This window comes from Alteromonas sp. 5E99-2 (assembly GCF_017368475.1).
Taxonomy (GTDB): domain Bacteria; phylum Pseudomonadota; class Gammaproteobacteria; order Enterobacterales; family Alteromonadaceae; genus Alteromonas_F.
In genome coordinates this window covers 45,602-62,979 of sequence record NZ_JAFNJE010000002.1, presented here as the reverse complement: position 1 = coordinate 62,979, position 17,378 = coordinate 45,602, and the positions used below count along the sequence as shown (strand labels likewise).

Here is a 17,378-nt window from a genome sequence, read left to right as displayed (position 1 = left end):
TTGTTAAAGTGATGGTAGTTCAGATAAGTGGTCTTGTTGCCAAATATTAGCCATAGTCGTATGGCTAATATTTCCGCCTGATAATAACACCAGTGCGCGGCTATTTTTTGGTGCTGATTTAGCCCATTGGAATACGGCTTCCATACTCATTGCACTTGTTGGCTCTACATGTATTTTTAAAAGGTGTTGCAACCATTGAGTCCAATAAGCAATACGGGTTTCAGTAACATCCACAAACCCATCTAATTTTTTTAGGTGTGGAAATGTGTGCTCGCCGATAGCCGGAGTCGCTGCGCCATCAGCTAAGGTATTAGGCGTTGATGTTAAGCTAACAATTTCTCCAGACTGCAAAGAGCGGAGTGCATCGTTTGCATTGTGAGGTTCCGCCCCTATGACTTTGGCGTTTGGAATTAACCCATGAGTAACCACTTGGGTCCCTGATAGCAAGCCGCCGCCACCGCAAGGGGCAAATACCGCATCAATATCAGTACCCAATTCGTTTATCGCGTCGAGTGCTACCGTGCCTTGTCCGGCTATTACATCTGGGTGATTGAACGGAGGAACCCACAATGTGTCTGGTTGCTTACTTGCCGCTTCAACTGCAGCGTCAGCTTCTGGTCTCGAATTAAAGGTTTTTAATGTCGCCCCATAAGATTGAGTTGCCGCTGCCTTAATAGGCGATATAGTGTTATTTGCGTAAATAGTCGAAGTAAGCTGAAGTTTATTAGCGATATAAGCAACAGCTTGAGCATGGTTGCCTGAACTATTGGCGACTATGTGTTTAAGAGATGGATTATTCGCTTTAGCTTTTACAATGTAACTCGCCGCGCCTCTAATTTTGAATGCACCGGTTTTTTGCAAGCATTCGCATTTAAAGTAGATATTTTGTTTTAGCAGTGCGTTGAGAATGGACGAACTGTAAATGGGGGTTTTTTGTATGTGAGGCGCAATGCGATCGGCGGCATCGTAAATATCGCTAAGGGTAATCATGGTACGTCGCGTAGTGTTGGTTTGATATGCAGTTTACCCGACATTAATCTCCATGGTAAATACTAAACCGGTATTGTTAGCTGGAATGCTATTTATTCGGGTTGCTTTACACGCTACTCGCCTTCGATGTTTTATTTCAACTATGTTATAAAGCGGTGAAATTTCAAAGGACAATTGAAAAACCATGGGATTTCGTTGTAAACAGTTCTTTATCGATGATACTGAATGTGGGATGAAAGTATCGACGGATGCATTGATGCTGGGAAGCTGGGCGCAGCCGAATGACGCCATAAATATTCTGGATCTTGGTTGTGGTAGCGGAATATTGACGTTAATGATGTTACAAAAATCTGTGGCTACGGCACGTGTTCATGCAATAGACATAGACGAAGGCGCGGTCGTACAGACGCAAAAAAATATAGCAATTAGCCCTTGGGAAAAAAAGGGCAAAGCCGAACATCTAGATGCCGGTTTATTAGTAAGAGGAGATAGAGGGTATGATTTCATTATTGCTAACCCTCCCTATTTTGCTGAAGAAAAGAGTGATATGAATGCTGGTATGGAAAGCGCTCGACGCTTAGCAAGGCACCAGCAGAGCTTTTCATATGACGATCTGTTTAAGGTTTGTCAGCGTGTTGCCAATAGTCGCGCAAGATTAGTCGTAATGTATCCACATTCGTTGTTTAAGCAGGTTGTTGATAGTGCATTGGCGTATCATTGGCATTTGGAGCGGTATCAAGATGTGCAAAGTAAACCTAATACAACACCCTATTTAACCTTGCTAGAATTTTCAAATGTTGAAGTGGGGAGTGTTTCGAACAAGGAAAATTTGATTATTCAGGATAAAGCTGACTATACATCTGGGTTTAAACACCTGTGCCAAGACTTTTATTTACGTTTTTAATTTAACCTAGGGCGTGCTGTTTTTATGGGAATTTTTGCTGAGGCACTAGGTGCACTGGCGTTGGTCATTAACTTTATCGGATATCGACAAAATGATATGAACCGATATCGAATTATATCTGCTGTTGCTTTGGCGGTTGTAAGTACTCACTTTTTCCTTTTGGGAGCAATGGCAGCAGGGATTGGATGTGGTTTAGCGTCACTGAGAAATATCGTTGCCTTACGGTACCGAAGAAGTGAAGTTGTATTGCTCTTTGTAGCAGTTAATCTGGGCTTTTTATTCTACGAGTGGTTTGCGTTACAGCACGCTTGGATAATTGCTATCGCCTATACGTCGTCATTAGTTTTCACCATAGGTAGTTTTGTTCTAAAAAGCGCGACACGTATTCGGCAGTGGTTTATTTTGGCGGAATTATTAGGGCTGACTTACGCCATTTTAGTTGGCAGTATATTTGGTAGTATTTTCAACATCAGTAATTTGGTGAGTATTTTTATAAAACTGAAACAAGATTACAGACATAAAAAAACCGATTGAATATGTTCAATCGGTTTTTCATTATTTCAAATAAACTATTAGTCTTTTTTAACCAGAACCGATACTTGTTCGATACCTGCTATTTTCGCTTGGTTCATTACTTCGACAACAATGCCGTGCTCTGTATCTTCGTGAGCTTGAATTGCCGCTGATGTTGTTGGTGTATTTGCTAAATAAGTTTGTACGTTTGCAATTACACGGCGAATATCCACTTCACGCCCATTCATCTGAATTACACCATCGGCATCAATTCGAATAGAAAGCGCTTGTGACGGATTTTGGTTTTGATTTTGGTTGTCTTCTGGACGATTAACGCCAAGACCTTTTTCTTTAACGAATGACGTTGTTACGATAAAGAAAATCAACATGATGAACACAATGTCCAACATTGGCGTCATGTCAACTTGAGCCTCGTCATCGCCACTAGTATGCTTTTTTCTTTTCATTTCAGACTCTTTGCCTTTTATATACTTCACTAACTTGGCGCACAATAATTACTCTGCACCGATACGATATTCTCATTGTTAAAAAAAAATAAGGCTTTGTCTATTATTTTATTGATAATGTTTTAACTTAATGCAAAAACGTCATTTTTCCATAACCGAACCTAGCGCATTAAAATAAGCGAAGAGAGCACTCGATACGCGTTTTAAGTGAGTACCATTTGGGTATAAACCCACTTTTGCCTCGGTTGTTTGTTTTGTGCCTTGCACTAAAAACGCATTTTTTAGCCAGTGATCTTGAATACACGCTTCAAACGCCCGAGCGGCCATTTCTTGAGGCAGAGCGAAGTAGTGCATTTTCATGGCTTTATCTGCACGTACACTGGCGTCAACAAACTGATTTATATCTTCGCCATCGTCGTTAAGAAAAAGAGCTTCGAAACTTTTAGATAAAAGTTGATTTAATGGATGTGAATTGACGTTTTGGTTGTGCAACCAAGCTTCACTGGCAAAACTAAAACCTTGACTAGGCAAAAACATACGAGAATAGATATAGTGATCAAAGGCGTGAAACCATTCATGTGCGAGTGCTCCACCTCCGGCATTTTTAGCCAGAGATAAGCGATGGCGAGATACATCGTAGTGAGCACTAGAGTTTTTATTACCGCCCACGCCAAACGCTAAGTGAAGAGTGCCTCGCAAAGAGATAACTTCCGTGTTCACTTTTAATATATCGCAAAGGTCACAGAGCGCATCGAAAAACAAATTTGCCGCTATTTGTTGTTCTTGTTTGGTTACCCATTTCCCAATTTGTATTGAGGGAAAGTTGAACATTTTTCGAATGTCAGAAAATGACACATCAGCGCCATCTCTATGGGATGGACCGTTGCGGTAGTAGGGTTTAGTGAGCCGAGGTTGATTCACGTCATTTCGGTTAGCAATTGGTCGCACCAATCAGCGATACGTTGGTCTGTAAGGTCGTATTGATTTTCGTCATCTAGAGACAGACCCACAAAATATTGTTTGTCTTCGGTTAACGCCTTGGATTCATTAAAATCGTAACCTTGATTTGGCCAATAGCCAATGATGTTACATTCTGTAGGAATAAGTGCGTCGTGCAACATACCAAGGGCATCTTGAAACCATTCGGCGTATCCAGCTTGGTCGCCTAAAGCAAACAGAGCCACTGTTTTGCCTTTTAATGCTAATCCGTGCACTTCACCCCAGTGGCTTTCCCAATCTTCTTGTAGCTCGCCAAAATCCCAAGTGGATATACCAAAAATCACCATGTCGTAATGGGCGGTTTTACTTAAGCTTTCCGATTCAATATTGTGCATTGTCACTATATCTGCGTCGAACAGGCTGTTAAGTCTGGCTTGAATTTTTTCGGCGGCCATTTCTGTGTAGCAAGTGGTTGAGCCAAAAAACAGGCCAATGGAAAATTCTGAATCACTCATTAAGTTATCTATTCACACTTATAGTCTTATTTTTTGGATATCGAGCTATTACAGCAGACTTCCAAATTAAGAACAGGATATTAAAAATAAACAGTGTGGAGAATTGTACGATGTGTGGCGGGTTTTTCCAGTGATAAATGTGAGCAAAGCGCACTGTTTGCCTTGCTCACCCTTAGTTTACCACTTTAGTGTTAAAGTGATTTAAGCAGTTCCTTCACCGAACGCTCGAGTTGAGGGTCGATACCCTGTGCTTTGTAAGCGGGTGGATTGAACACTTCTATGTCAGGCACTGCTGGTCCTAATTCCATGTTTTTATTTGTCTTTTTAACCCACCAACCTCTAAATGGCATTCTAACAATTGAGCCATCGACAAGTTGATATGCGCCGGTACTGATAACGGCACCAAAGGTTGGCCTGCCTACAACTTTACCTAACCCCAAAGACTGGTACGCATGGGAAAAGATTTCTGCATTGGAGTAACTATTTTCGTTACTCATGGCAATAGAAGGTTTTGTCCAAGCTGAAAGAGGTAACCGTTCAGAATAAGGATAAAAATCTTCAAACTTCTTATGATTTTTTTCTATATCATCTGTTGCGCCACGAGGAATAGTGTAAGCGTGCTGCTTCACATTTAGCACAGCCATAAGGTAATCGGTTGTCCAACCGCCACCATTGTAACGCACGTCTATTACAATGCCTTCTTTACCGTGACCCACGGCCATTAGTTCTCGTTCAAAACGCTCAAAGCTGGTCCAGTTCATACCGCGGATATGTAAATAACCTAACTTGCCTTTAGAATACTTGTCAGTAAGCCCACGACGTGTCTCAACCCAGTGGTCGTAGTTTTCGGCATTTAGACTAGCGGTTGGCCAAATAACAATATCAGACGAGGTTACGTCGTTTGTATTGGATTGATTTACGGTTAACAGCACAGGCGTGTCGATTTGCCCGTTTAGATGTGCATATATGTTAGCTTCTGCAACGGCTTCTTGGTTGATATGAGTAATGATATCACCGACCGCCAGCTGACTTTCTTCTCGGTCCGCAGGACTGTTTGGCAAAATGGATGTGATTTTAAATCCTGAGTCTACCTGTTGCCCTTCAATACCCAGTAAACCTGTGCGCTGGCGTTGGGTTTGTTTAGGGTTTTCTCCTCTGAATAACCCCATATGGCTGGCGTTAAGCTGTCCTAGCATAAGGTTAAAGACGGTTTGAAAATCTTCTTTGGTGGACGCAGAGAGCGCGAGTGGCTTGTATTGAGCTTTCAGTGCACTCCAATCATTGTTGTGAAATTCAGGGTCGTAAAAGCCTGCATCTAGAGCTCGCCACGCGTCTTCAAAAATTTGGTCGTATTCAGCAATGCGATCAATTTTTTGTTGGGATACGGTTTTGATGTTTTCTACTTTATCACTTTTGGTGATGACTCGCGTTAATGTTCCACCTTTGGTGAGGGAATATATGTATTTTCCATTGTCAGCTAGTGAGAGGTTTTGCGGCTCCTTGTCACCACTGATAATGGCTTTTTTATCTTCACCATCCCACTTTATTTTGTAAAGATTACGCTCAGCTTCGTAATTTTGACGACCCGCTCTTCCCGATGTGAAATAAACGGTTTCACCGTCTTCAGAGAACAAGGGATCAAGTTCGTTACCTGCGTATCGAGTTACTTGTTCTAAACGTTTATAAATTCCGTCAAAATCTATATTTACGACAATGTCTGCGCTTTTTTCTTCGCTGCTTTCGGCTTTATTGTCATCTTTATCTTTGTTCTTCGTTTTTTTCTCGCTGTTGGTATCTTCTTTGGCTAAACGACGCCATTGTTCTTTTGAACGTTGATAGTCTTTGTTAGTTAGCCATACAAACCAAATGTCCATGTCGCCATTATTGCGCATAGACGTAAATCCTAATTTGCTGCCATCCGGGCTCCATACCGGGTTTCTATCGTATTTGGGATGCATACTAATATTCACAGGCTCAGAACTATTATCTGCTGCGTGAATATAAACTTCTTCGTTGAAGTTTAAGTCAGATAAAGAATACGCTAACCAGCGGCTGTCTGGAGACCAGCTTATTCCCGATGGCGTATCCCAGCCATCAAGCAATTGCTGAGGCGATGTTATCTCTCCGGTTTCTGAAATATTCGCTGACACCAGTTTGCCTCTACCTAGGGTGTAGGCGATGTGTTCACTGTTGGGCGAAATGACCGGAGAACGTTCGTCTTCTGGCGTTGTGGTGATAGCTTTGGTTAGATGTTTGAGGGACTTAAACAGGTCTGGTTGATCTGGGTCGGCAGACGTTAACGTGTATAAATCGTTATTGCCTGTTTTGTCCGAGGCAAATACTAGGGTATGGTCATTTAACCATACTGGGTCTCTGTCTCTGGAGGCTCCTTGGGTTAAACGTACACTTCGGCTGTCTTCTTTGTCGTTTCGAGTAACATAAATATCGCCTCTTACTACGTAAGCTGAGAGCTTACCGTTGGGAGATACCGCGTACTCGTCGAGATCGTTAGTCACTTTTTTAGCGATTTGAGGGTCAAATCGGAAGTCACTTGCTACATTAATATCAACGGGAACATAAGCGCCGTTTGACGGTGTCATCTTCACTATTTTGTCGCCAGCTTGGTAGACAATGGCATCACCACTGGTTGTAGTACTGAAGTGCGTAATACCAAATTCTTTTTCGCTAGTGAGCTGCTTGTCTTTGCCTTTTAAGGTGATTTTATGGACGTTGTATTTGCCACTTTTAGGCGAAAGGTAATACAAGGTATTGTTATCAACCCAATGAGGACTAATATCGGCGCCTTCGTGTTTAGTAAGTTGTTTGTAACTCTTATCTTTTACTGAGTAAATCCAAATGTTGCGGTTAGCAGGGCCACGGTAATCTTCTCTTGACGTTCTTGCTGTGCCTCTGACGAAAGCTATCATACTCCCGTCGGGAGAAACCGTTGCGTCAAAGCCTAATGCGTCCATAAAGCGAGATTCTGTTGCTGTTGCATTGGCTGAAACAGTTAATACTTCGGGTTCACGCTCTACTTGAGCGTATAAACGACGACTATTAAACAGAACATGGTCGTTTTGAAACCCTAGAACAGTATCGTTTGCCGAATGGTAAGTAAGTCGGGTGGGTTGTCCGCCTGACTCAGCCATTACAAAAACATCATTATTTCCATAACGGTCACTTGAAAAAGCAATTTTTGATGCGTCAGCATTCCATTTGGGAGAGCTTTCGTAACCTTCGTGAATGGTTAGCCGATCTGCTCGTCCTCCAGAAGCGTTTACTTTCCAAATATCCCCTTGATAGGAAAAGGCAATGTTATTACCATCAGGGCTGATTTCTGGCTGCATAATTAATGGTGCTGCGAGACTGTATTTGCTTAACAGGAGTAAGCTAAAAATACTGAGTTTTTTCATGTCGTATGTATGGAACTTTATAATTTTTAGGAGCTAAAACTATTGCACTTCATGTTATTTAGTAACATGAATATTCGATAAAACTGCTGAATTTAGAGTTGATATCCACTTCGTTGTTAAAATAGTCCGCTACTGCTCTTGTTCGAAGCGAATACACTCGCCTTTGGCAGTTAAAAGCTCGCAGCTGACTTGGTCGCTGTGCGAGGATATTTTCACTACGCCAATAGCTGGCGTATTTAGCAGGGAGCGTTTATTGTTTGTATTTGGCCTGCGTGTTTTGATTTTCATCCTACGGCGCTTAGTAAACCAGTTTAGTGGTGAGCGACTTGCGTATAGCAATTGGTTTATTTTATCTAAAATGGCCAACAAGGTTGCTGGGAATTCATTTTTAATACCACTTGCGGTGAACTGGACAATGTTGGGGGAGTTTCGTCTGTGTTTTATACTGATGTCATAAACAAAATTATAGTGCACATCACCGGACAGAATAATGAATTGGGGTGGCGTGTGAGTATGCTTAAATATGTTTAGCATGACATTGGCGGTCCCTTTGTGCGCCATCCAGTTTTCTGCATCCACAGTGAGAGCCTTGCCAAAAAACGTAAATACTTTTTGAATAGCTTCAATTAGTTTCACCCCAAATATGGGCGCTGGACTTACAACTATAACCCGTTGTTTGTTCATTATTGTGTTTTGGAACTCACACAAGGCTTCCCAATCGAGTAAACCCGAGGGTTTATTTTTGTTTGATTCAGAACGCCATCGCCGTGTTCTACTATCCATTACATACACAAAGGGTTCGGTATCTAAGCAAAAACACCAGTTCTCCCAGCTTAGTAGTTGGTCTATTAACTGATTTTGTTTAGGTAGTTGCGGCTCGAATACTTTATCCGCATTGGTATAAATAGACTCAAATTTTTCGGGTTCGTTTCCCCATCCTTGGCACAACCAATAGGCGATAAGAGCATTGCCAATGACTCTTTTTGAAAATGGATGCCCATAGACAATTTCTTCCCAGCCCCGAGTCAAATTCCAATCGTCGGTGACGTCGTGATCATCAAAAATCATATAGGTTGGAATGTGAGCAAGCACTCGCTGAACTTTTGGTAAGCCTTGCTTAAAATGGTTTATCTGTTCGAGTTCTTGGTTGAATAATAGATGGTGTTTTTGCTCCTGAATATCGTTGCTTAAATTGACGAAATCCCAACATTTTGGAGACCAAACGAGCAAGTACATGGCGAGCATTTCTGCCAAGGATATTAAATGGTTTTTGGCATTGACCGAAGTGAAAATGGGTTTCTCTTTTGCACCAAAAAACGTATCGAGTAGAGTGTCGTTGTGCTCAAATTTCGGCAGCAAGGTTTCCCGTTTATAGAGCAAGTCTTGTTTGTGTTTCAATTCAGATGAACAAGACAGGGTGGCACCTTCAAGAGACTCTTCATATAAGCCAAGCATATCGATAACTTGATGAATAGCATTCAGCATGGGGCCGGCAACATCATCGACATAAACTTGATCGCCAGATAGCAATAATACATCGGGCCGAAACTCGTTTTCGATCCCATCGGCACGGGTAAATTGTGCATCGAGTGCTACAAGCGCATCATCGCCTGGGTAGTGGGGTTTTCGGCACGACCCATGGGCAACGTGAGTCAAGTGTTGCTGCCATCGAAAATGCAGTGGTTTTTCATCATAATGTAGATAGGCTTCGCTGCACAATGAAGACCTATCTGTAGTGAGAACATCGTAGTGATACTCGTGATTGGCGGTAATTTTCTGTTCAGGAATAAAGCTCAACAACTGAATATGAGCATGAAGGCCAATTTGAACACTCTTTTGGTCAGTTGTTCCTTCAACAGGACTATTTCCGTCAGAAACAGATAAATTTAATGTTTGAGCGCTGCTGGTTACTAACCATACACTCATGTTTTTAGCGTCAACTCGTCGTAAAATTGGGCCGGCTAATAGACTGGGAAGGGGTATTTTTTCTTGCATTGGTATACTATAAACACTGACTTAGGCTTTTGGCAATATCGCGCTCACAAAGGTTTACAATTTTAGGATAGCAAGTATGAAGCATATAACTATTGCAGTGGTGTTAGTCATTGGGCTGACTTCTGGCTGTGGTCGTTCAGTAGAAAGCAGTGAATCAGTTACCGCCTCATCCAGTACGAATTCACCTGCAACTTTGGTTGGGAAATGGATAACTGAAGCTGATGGCAGTGTCATGATCGATCCGCAAACGTCTGGACTGGCAGTGTGGAGAGAGCAACTATTGAGTATATCTGATGGTAGCGCTCATGAAACGCAAAGAAGACGAATTCACGTTGTAAATCCAACAACGGCACAGTTACAACCAAAGCCTGCGGTTATGGCAATGTCATCAAGAGTGAGAAGAAGTTGCTTTGTGAATTACCTTTCCGGGCAACCTGATTTAGAAGCTCTGGTTGTTGATCCAGAAAATGACAATGTGTTTTACACGGTTACTGAAGATGCCACTCGCAGCGGCGCGTTATCTCCGCGATGTCAGAAAAAATACGAAAATAGTGGCTCTACGGATTACCCTACGGTTTTAGTTAGAGTAGAGCAAAGTGAGTCGGGACGGGCTACTATGACGCACGCTAGAGCGCTTAAATTTGATACCGAATTCGGTGTAGGTAATTTCCCTAACGACGGTATCGAAGGTATGGCAATTACGCCAGAAAAGTTACTTTATTTAGGTTTAGAAAAAGACAAGCAAGGTAAAGCTAGAATTTTTAGTGTACAGCTCAACGATGAGTTTTGGGCAACCTCAGAATTTGCAGAAGTAAGTGAACCCAATTTACAGTTGCCGACCTTTTTAGAAGGTAACCATCCTATAAATGCCCTAACTCGCTATGCACCAAATGGTCAACCTGGCGTGCTTATCGCTGCCGCTAGAAACGATAATGAAATATGGATTATTGACGAACAAGGAAATAAGCCAGCGAAACGAGTGGAATTTAATTTCGCGGTTGAAATCATGGGTAACAGTGAGTGTGGTGACACTGAAATAATGGACAATGCGTCTATTGAAGGGATTGCAGTAATTGACCATACGCTATGGTTAGTTAACGACCCTTGGAAGCGGAATTACCTTAAAAATATTCAGTGCCCAGATAATGCTGAGCACTATAATGCGATGGCGCCAGTGTTGTTTTCCACGCCAATTCCTAAGGAATGGCTACTTTAACCTGCTCGCGAAATTCTTTTTGAATTTGGCTAATTTAGGTCCAACGACCATAGCGCAATATTGATTTTCAGGATTATTATCAAAGTATTCTTGGTGATAATCCTCTGCTTCGTAATAGTTATTTAACGCAACGACTTCAGTGACAATAGGTTCTGGCCATGTGTTGTCAGCAGTCATCTCAGCAATAATGGCTTCTGCAGATTGTTTTTGAGCTTCATCATGGAAGAAAATCGCACTTCGATACTGGGTACCAATATCGTTGCCTTGACGATTTAATTGAGTTGGGTCATGTAGTGCAAAGAATATTTCTAATACATCTCTGTAAGTCATAAGTTCAGGGTCGTATTCCACACGCACAACTTCAGCATGACCTGTTGTGCCCGAGCACACTTGTTTGTATGTGGGATTGTCTACTTCGCCTCCGGCATAAGCACTTTTTGCAGAGACAACGCCGTGCAGCTTATTAAATGCACTTTCAATGCACCAAAAACACCCGCCAGCTAGGGTTGCGCTTTCTAATTTAGACATTTAATCTCACTCACTATTCATAATAAGGTTATTTCAATATTGAATAAGTATGACCACTTTAACTTATTCTCAAGTCATCCGAGTTGAATTTTTTAGCGTAACTAAGGTTATCAGCCAATTTGAGTTAACACAGTTAACAGTGCCCCATGACAAAAGTAACTAAACTAACGGTGTTTTACGATAGCTACTGTCCACTTTGTATGATTGAGATGCGTCATTTGAGTAAACGTAATACATTGAACAATATCGTATTTGAAGATATCAATGATAGTGATTTTGACGAACGATACCCAGAATTAAATTTTCAAAAATTGTACGCTCGTATCCACGGGTTAACCAATACAGGAGACTTGATAACGGGCCTCGACGTAACCTACCACGCTTGGCGCTTAGTGGGACAAGGTTGGATATATGCGCCACTGCGTTGGCCCATTGTAAAACCGATTGCTGATAGAGCGTATAACGTATTTGCTCGTCATCGCAACACCTTATCTTATTGGCTAACAGGTAAACCTCGCTGCTCGCAGTGTAAGGAAAACCTATGACGGTCAAAGCGGTTTTAGTTATTGGTGCTGGTGGAGGGATAGGCCAGGCTTTGGTCTCGCAGTTTGCTAATTTTTACCCATCAGCAACTGTTTATGCGGTATCCAGATCCCAGCTTGATTTCTCACAAGCCAATGTAATTCATTCGACGCTAAACTCGGATGTTGATGCTGACGTTTTAAAATGGTTGAAGTCACAGGATGTTCAATTTGATTTGGTTATTGGCGCTATGGGATTGCTACACGGAGAGTATAACGGCACACCTGTGATGCCAGAAAAAAAACTAGAAGATATTATCACGGCTCAAATGCAGGCCTATTTCCATATTAATACCATAGTGCCCAGTATATGGATAAAGCACTTGGTTAAATATATGAATACCCAAAAATCCATAGTGTGTTTTCTATCCGCTCGGGTTGGCAGTATTGAAGATAACCGCATGGGAGGCTGGTACGGTTATCGAGCATCAAAGGCCGCGTTGAACATGATAATGAAAACCGCAAGCATCGAATATCGTCGACGTACAAAGCATACTGCTTTTGTTAGTTATCATCCTGGTACTGTTGATTCAAACTTATCTAAGCCATTTCAAGCCAATGTTAAACCCGAAAAGTTGTTCTCCGCAGAGTATACCGCGGCTCGCTTATGCACTATTTTAACTGAAATAAATGTAGAAGAAGGCCCTTATTTTCTGGATTGGGACAATAAACCCGTTTCTTGGTAGTAAATATAAGACCACTAATTGGGCTAAGCTAAAGACAATTCTCATAGGCACTGATAAACTCGAATCAAAATAATTAATATAATAATAAATAGACAGAAGGTGTGTTATGAGTGGCAATAGAGAGCAGTTTGGGTCTCGGCTCGGATTCGTTTTAGCGGCGGCTGGATCTGCGGTAGGTATTGGTAATCTCGTTGGTTTTCCGGTCGGGGCTGCAAAAAATGGTGGTGGTGCATTTTTGCTGATGTACGCTATTTTCGTATTTGCAATTTGTTTGCCTGTGATGATGGCGGAAATGAGTGTAGGCAGGTTCGCCAAAAAAGACCCTTTAGGGGCTTATAGCTCAATGACTGGAAATGCAAAGCATTGGAAACTTGCTGGATGGCTTTCCATTATTACTCCTTTTATGATTGCCGTATTTTATTTGGTCATTACGGTTTGGATATTCGGTTATTTAGTTCAATCGGTAATGGGGAACTTAGACGCGCTCGCTAACCCTGAAACCTTCGGTAGTTTTATTCAGTCTCCTGTTCTGTTTGCTTATATGGCCATTGTTTTAGGTGTTATTTATCTGATCCTTCAAGGCGGAGTGAAGGAAGGCATAGAAAAAGCGGCGAAAGTACTAATGCCCGCATTGTTTTTTATGCTGGTTTTATTGGTCATTTTTGTTCTGACTCGAGACAACGCAATGGCTGGCGTTAAGTATTACTTGATCCCTGATTTTTCAAAAATAAATGGCAATGTGATTAACGGCGCACTGTCACAAGCCTTCTTCTCGCTTTCGTTGGGAATGGGGATTATGATCACTTATGGTAGTTATATTGATAGCCGATCAGATTTACCGGGTTCAGCAAAAATGGTCGCTTTAATGGATACCGCAGTGGCGTTTGCCGCAGGCTTGATGATATTGCCAGCGATTTTCTCGTTTAATCCAGACACTGACCCTTCTCAATTAAGTGAATCGTCTATTGGAATGTTGTTTACTTTCCTGCCTAAAATATTTTTAGCACTACAAGCTAGTATTGGCTATATCGGGGCCAGTATTGTTGCAAGCTCATTCTTTTTGTTGATTTTCTTTGCTGCAATTACGTCTATTGTGTCTATATTCGAAGTGCCGGTGGCGGCTTTGATGGACGAAAAAAACATGAAGCGTAAAAAGGCCTTAGTACTAATGGGTGTGCTACTTGTTGTGCTAGGTTCGATGAGTGCGGTGTCGTTTGGGATGAGTGATTTCTTTAGCGCATTTACCCATTATGCCGGAGCAGACAAGAGCTTTTTCGACTTAGTGATCGATATTTTTTACGACACTATTCTACCTTTAAATGGTTTCCTAATTTGTATTTTTGTAATTTACCGATGGAAAAAGGCGAATTTTAGTGCAGCTTTGTCGGAAGGTGCACAAGAGTATGGGAATGGATGGTTTGCGAAATACGTTAATTTCTCGGTAGGTACTTTTATTCCAGTTATCCTATTGGTGATATTTATCAATACGGTGGCAGCGAAGTACTTTGGTGTAACCTTGATTGGTTAGAATTGGCGTTTCTTAAACAGGATTCAGGTTATTTAGGTAACATGTCGTAAGGCGATGGGTAAGTTGGGGTTAGCCCCAACATTGCCCAAGATTTTTCCCCGTTAACTCTCTTTCCTATATCTTCTAAATCATCACTATCAGGTGAAAAGCTTGCCGGCACTAGGTTAAATGCGTTGGCGCTTTGGTCGTAGTAGGCTTTTCTCTGAGGATGGCTGGTGCTACAAAAAAGAAGTGGAAGGCGAGTTGGACCTAAGTTGACTAAGGCTAGTAGCCCAGCTACCACATCGTGGCTATGGACTAGGTTGGTTATTTTGTTGGGCGCGGTTAATGCTCTGCCACTAAGGCTTTTAATTGGGTGTCTGTCAGGCCCAATGAGCCCTGCAAGACGTACAATGGATACATTGTCTTGATAGTGCTGTTGTAAGTAAAGCTCGACTTTCACATGGGCTTTCGCGGATGTAGTTTCAGGGCACAATGAAGAGGCTTCTGTTATTTCCCCATTGTGGCTATCGCCATAGACAGATGTGCTACTAATGAAAATGATATGGGCAATATTGGCGTCAATAAGCTCAGATATTAAGGCTAATATATTGGTTTCCCATTGCTCGATATTGCCATTTTTTCGACCTGGCGGCAGCATGATTATTGCCGTTGTATCTTCACAATTAGGCACGAGACTCACTGGAAATGTACCACCGAGTTCATAGTGACATGCTGTGGCACCTTTTTTATTTAAGTCGTTAATTTTTTGCTTGTTACGGCGGGTTGCGTAAACCTGTATTCTTTGGCTAATGGCGGGGGAAAGTAGCTGGTAACCCAACCAGCCACAACCACAAAGTAAAAGGTTTTTTGTCATTATTTTTTAATGTACAGAATATTAAGGTTTGCCAAGTCAACTGAAGTGCTTTGCAAGGCGTTTTCAGCAGTGTCTGCTTGTTTTAAAAGTTCGCACAACGCAATGGATTTTTCTTCTAGCAAGGCGGCTTTTTCTTCAATGACGGCTTCCATATCGGCTTCAAAATTTTCCAGTTTGGATAATGTTTCTGAGGCTTCTTTATCGCCTGAAATGAAAAGTGTGCCTAATTTTAAAGTCAGTTTTCCTAATGCCTGAGTAAGGATGCCATCCACTTTCTGCTCAAAGTTTTCTTCCCACTGACTGTTTACCCAGCCATCGCTACTGATATCTGAGCCAGTAATAACAAAGGCACCATTATCATCATGGAAGTGCTCATTGATATGACTATGTAAATCGCTCACTAAATCTTGGGTTTCAGTTACAATCTCATCATCGTTACCAAACAAACTCCCCAACACTTGGGTAATGGCATCATTGGCAATGGCAACACCGTCATCGGCGATCTCAACGGTTAATGGAACGGCGGAATTGATAGCATTGGCATAATTGGAAACATGCTTTTGCTGCGATGGGTTTAAGGAAAGCTGCGTACCGTTTACTGAAATAGTGTTTTGTGCATCAATAACAATAGTATCTTGTTCTTCTGTGTTTATGGTGATCTTCTTGTCTAGAATATGCAGGTTTCCATCAAGTGTGACGTTACATTGTGAATCTATTTCTACTGCTGCAAGAGCGGAAAAGTTAGCTGATAGTAATAGTGATGATATCAGCAGAGTAAAACGTGTTCTCATAACGTGTTCCTAGTAATGTTGAAGTAGATGAACGTTGAATTGATAACAGCAGCTCTTATGCCAACTCTTTAACCAATTGATTATTATATGTTTTATCTGTTTTTAGTTTGTCAGTAAGTGAAATTAACCACACTGCGTTAGTTACTCTAGCAAAAAATTAGTTAAATTGATTACTAGTATGCTTTGAACGAATCAAATCAGCATCTCGTTGATACGCCCTCAACTGAAACACGGGGAGCATGGCCATAATGTGGTCAAAAATATCAGCTTGTATTTTTTCGTACTCGATCCAGCGCTTATCGCAGCTAAAGCAATAAATTTCTAGCGGAATACCCAACTCAGAGGGGGCGCGGTGCCTTACCATAGTTGTCATGTCGGTATTTATCATTGGGTGGTGTATTAAATAAGATTCAAGGTAGGCCCTGAATGTACCAATGTTGGTGAGTTGACGGCTATTTAGCAAGTCTTGTTGATCAATGTGGTTGTCACAGTGGTACTGGGCTAATTCTTGACGTTTTTTTTCTATGTAAGGCGTGATGTATTTTATTTTTGATAGTGTAGCTAGCATGTCTTCATCACATAAACGAACACAATGAATATCAAGGTAAATTGAACGCTTTATGCGTCTTCCTCCTGACTCGTTCATGCCTCGCCAATTTTTTACCGCTTCGTTGGTCAATGCATAGGTTGGCAAGGTCGAAATTGTGTTATCCCAATTTTGTACTTTGGCGTTGGTTAAACCTATTTCGATAATTTCACCATCGACGCCAAACTTTTCCATGACGATCCAGTCACCAGTATTGAACATTTGATTAGCGGCAATTTGAATACCCGACACAAAACCTAAAATGGTGTCTCTGAATATAAGTAGTAAAACGGCGGCAACGGCAGTTAGTCCGGATAAAAGCAGAAGCGGACTTTTTCCTATGAGTATTGAAATGCAAAACAGTAAAGTTACGATTGAAAAGAGCAGTTTCCCAATTTGAATAAATCCTGTAATGGAGGCTTTTTCCGCTAAATTAGATAAGGAATATAAATGCTCAATGGTATTGAAGATGGCATAAATTACACTTAGGCCTACTGCCAACATGTAAAGCTTAGACAAGCCCATCAGAAATGAGTAAAGAGCGGTTTCTGGTGAAAATAGTGAATAGGTGCCAACGGAGATAATAATAGCCGGCATTAAATGGGCAAAACGGCTAAACACCTTGTGGGAGTGCAGTGATTGATCCCAATTTTTAAGGCGGCCCAATAGCCACTTTGTAGTGGTTTTATTTAGAATTAAGCGAACCCCAATTAGAGATATACCAGCCATAATAAACAAAATAGCCGTTACAACGGTTAGGTACATTGTACTTTCAGGGTTGTTATTGATACCTAAAACCGATAGACCCGTATCCACCCATTCTTTTAGCAATGAGCTTACTTGTTGAACAGGGTGAGTACTGTCGTCCAT

General features: G+C 41.6%; 16 protein-coding genes. 6 read left to right on the top strand and 10 right to left on the bottom strand.

All coding sequences use genetic code 11. The annotated features are described in order from the left end of the window. Window positions 1-3: 3 nt before the first annotated feature. Window positions 4-990 (bottom strand): serine/threonine dehydratase, encoded by a 987-nt coding sequence (locus J3L16_RS02365; RefSeq protein ID WP_207611283.1) that lies wholly within the window; start codon window positions 988-990, stop codon window positions 4-6. A gap of 184 nt (window positions 991-1,174) precedes the next feature. On the opposite strand from J3L16_RS02365, the gene J3L16_RS02360 reads away from it, so the two are divergent. Together J3L16_RS02360 and J3L16_RS02355 are read left to right on the top strand one after the other, a co-directional pair. Beyond that, on the top strand, window positions 1,175-1,894 hold the full coding sequence (locus tag J3L16_RS02360; protein ID WP_207611282.1) for a methyltransferase: 720 nt from the start codon (window positions 1,175-1,177) through the stop codon (window positions 1,892-1,894). 24 nt (window positions 1,895-1,918) lie between these two features. After that, the gene (locus tag J3L16_RS02355; RefSeq protein ID WP_207611281.1) at window positions 1,919-2,428 is read left to right on the top strand and encodes a YgjV family protein; all 510 of its coding nucleotides are present in this window, start codon (window positions 1,919-1,921) and stop codon (window positions 2,426-2,428) included. A 38-nt stretch (window positions 2,429-2,466) separates the two neighbouring features. Here the strand turns inward: J3L16_RS02355 and J3L16_RS02350 are convergent, their stop codons facing one another. The 5 genes from J3L16_RS02350 to J3L16_RS02330 form a co-directional block, all read right to left on the bottom strand. Beyond that, window positions 2,467-2,874, bottom strand: a complete 408-nt coding sequence (locus J3L16_RS02350; RefSeq protein ID WP_207611280.1) for a biopolymer transporter ExbD — start codon at window positions 2,872-2,874, stop codon at window positions 2,467-2,469. Between the two features lie 141 nt (window positions 2,875-3,015). Further along, window positions 3,016-3,795: a CLCA_X family protein gene (locus tag J3L16_RS02345; RefSeq protein ID WP_347564631.1), complete on the bottom strand. Its 780-nt coding sequence runs from the start codon at window positions 3,793-3,795 to the stop codon at window positions 3,016-3,018. Then, a complete protein-coding gene (gene fldB, locus J3L16_RS02340; protein ID WP_207611279.1) occupies window positions 3,792-4,328 on the bottom strand; it encodes a flavodoxin FldB in 537 nt (178 codons plus the stop codon). The genes J3L16_RS02345 and fldB overlap by 4 nt, the downstream gene beginning before the upstream one ends. A gap of 191 nt (window positions 4,329-4,519) precedes the next feature. Beyond that, on the bottom strand, window positions 4,520-7,675 hold the full coding sequence (locus J3L16_RS02335; protein WP_242698620.1) for a S41 family peptidase: 3,156 nt from the start codon (window positions 7,673-7,675) through the stop codon (window positions 4,520-4,522). 195 nt (window positions 7,676-7,870) lie between these two features. Then, on the bottom strand, window positions 7,871-9,736 hold the full coding sequence (locus tag J3L16_RS02330; protein WP_207611277.1) for an alkaline phosphatase family protein: 1,866 nt from the start codon (window positions 9,734-9,736) through the stop codon (window positions 7,871-7,873). A 76-nt stretch (window positions 9,737-9,812) separates the two neighbouring features. Here J3L16_RS02330 and J3L16_RS02325 point away from each other — a divergent pair, with 76 nt between their 5' ends. Then, the gene (locus tag J3L16_RS02325) at window positions 9,813-10,952 is read left to right on the top strand and encodes an esterase-like activity of phytase family protein (RefSeq protein WP_207611276.1); all 1,140 of its coding nucleotides are present in this window, start codon (window positions 9,813-9,815) and stop codon (window positions 10,950-10,952) included. On the opposite strand, the gene msrA is transcribed toward J3L16_RS02325, so the two are convergent. Beyond that, entirely contained in the window at window positions 10,944-11,480 is a 537-nt protein-coding gene (gene msrA, locus J3L16_RS02320; RefSeq protein ID WP_207611275.1) for a peptide-methionine (S)-S-oxide reductase MsrA, read from the bottom strand. The two genes, J3L16_RS02325 and msrA, sit on opposite strands and share 9 nt — an antisense overlap. Window positions 11,481-11,626: 146 nt before the next feature. Here msrA and J3L16_RS02315 point away from each other — a divergent pair, with 146 nt between their 5' ends. From J3L16_RS02315 to J3L16_RS02305, 3 genes are all read left to right on the top strand, one after another. Further along, window positions 11,627-12,025 carry a DUF393 domain-containing protein gene (locus J3L16_RS02315; protein ID WP_207611274.1) on the top strand — a complete coding sequence of 133 codons (399 nt, stop codon included), beginning with the start codon at window positions 11,627-11,629 and terminating at the stop codon, window positions 12,023-12,025. Continuing rightward, window positions 12,022-12,747, top strand: coding sequence for an SDR family NAD(P)-dependent oxidoreductase (locus J3L16_RS02310; RefSeq protein ID WP_207611273.1), 726 nt, complete (start codon window positions 12,022-12,024; stop codon window positions 12,745-12,747). Before J3L16_RS02315 ends, J3L16_RS02310 begins: the two co-directional genes overlap by 4 nt. A gap of 106 nt (window positions 12,748-12,853) precedes the next feature. Then, window positions 12,854-14,275: a sodium-dependent transporter gene (locus J3L16_RS02305; protein ID WP_207611272.1), complete on the top strand. Its 1,422-nt coding sequence runs from the start codon at window positions 12,854-12,856 to the stop codon at window positions 14,273-14,275. Window positions 14,276-14,303: 28 nt separating this feature from the next. Here J3L16_RS02305 and J3L16_RS02300 read toward each other — a convergent pair whose 3' ends face one another. The 3 genes from J3L16_RS02300 to J3L16_RS02290 form a co-directional block, all read right to left on the bottom strand. Beyond that, window positions 14,304-15,131, bottom strand: coding sequence for an NAD(P)H-binding protein (locus J3L16_RS02300; RefSeq protein ID WP_207611271.1), 828 nt, complete (start codon window positions 15,129-15,131; stop codon window positions 14,304-14,306). Continuing rightward, the gene (locus J3L16_RS02295) at window positions 15,131-15,922 is read right to left on the bottom strand and encodes a DUF2884 family protein (protein WP_207611270.1); all 792 of its coding nucleotides are present in this window, start codon (window positions 15,920-15,922) and stop codon (window positions 15,131-15,133) included. The genes J3L16_RS02300 and J3L16_RS02295 overlap by 1 nt, the downstream gene beginning before the upstream one ends. Before the next feature lie 157 nt (window positions 15,923-16,079). Further along, the gene (locus J3L16_RS02290; RefSeq protein ID WP_242698619.1) at window positions 16,080-17,378 is read right to left on the bottom strand and encodes a mechanosensitive ion channel family protein; all 1,299 of its coding nucleotides are present in this window, start codon (window positions 17,376-17,378) and stop codon (window positions 16,080-16,082) included.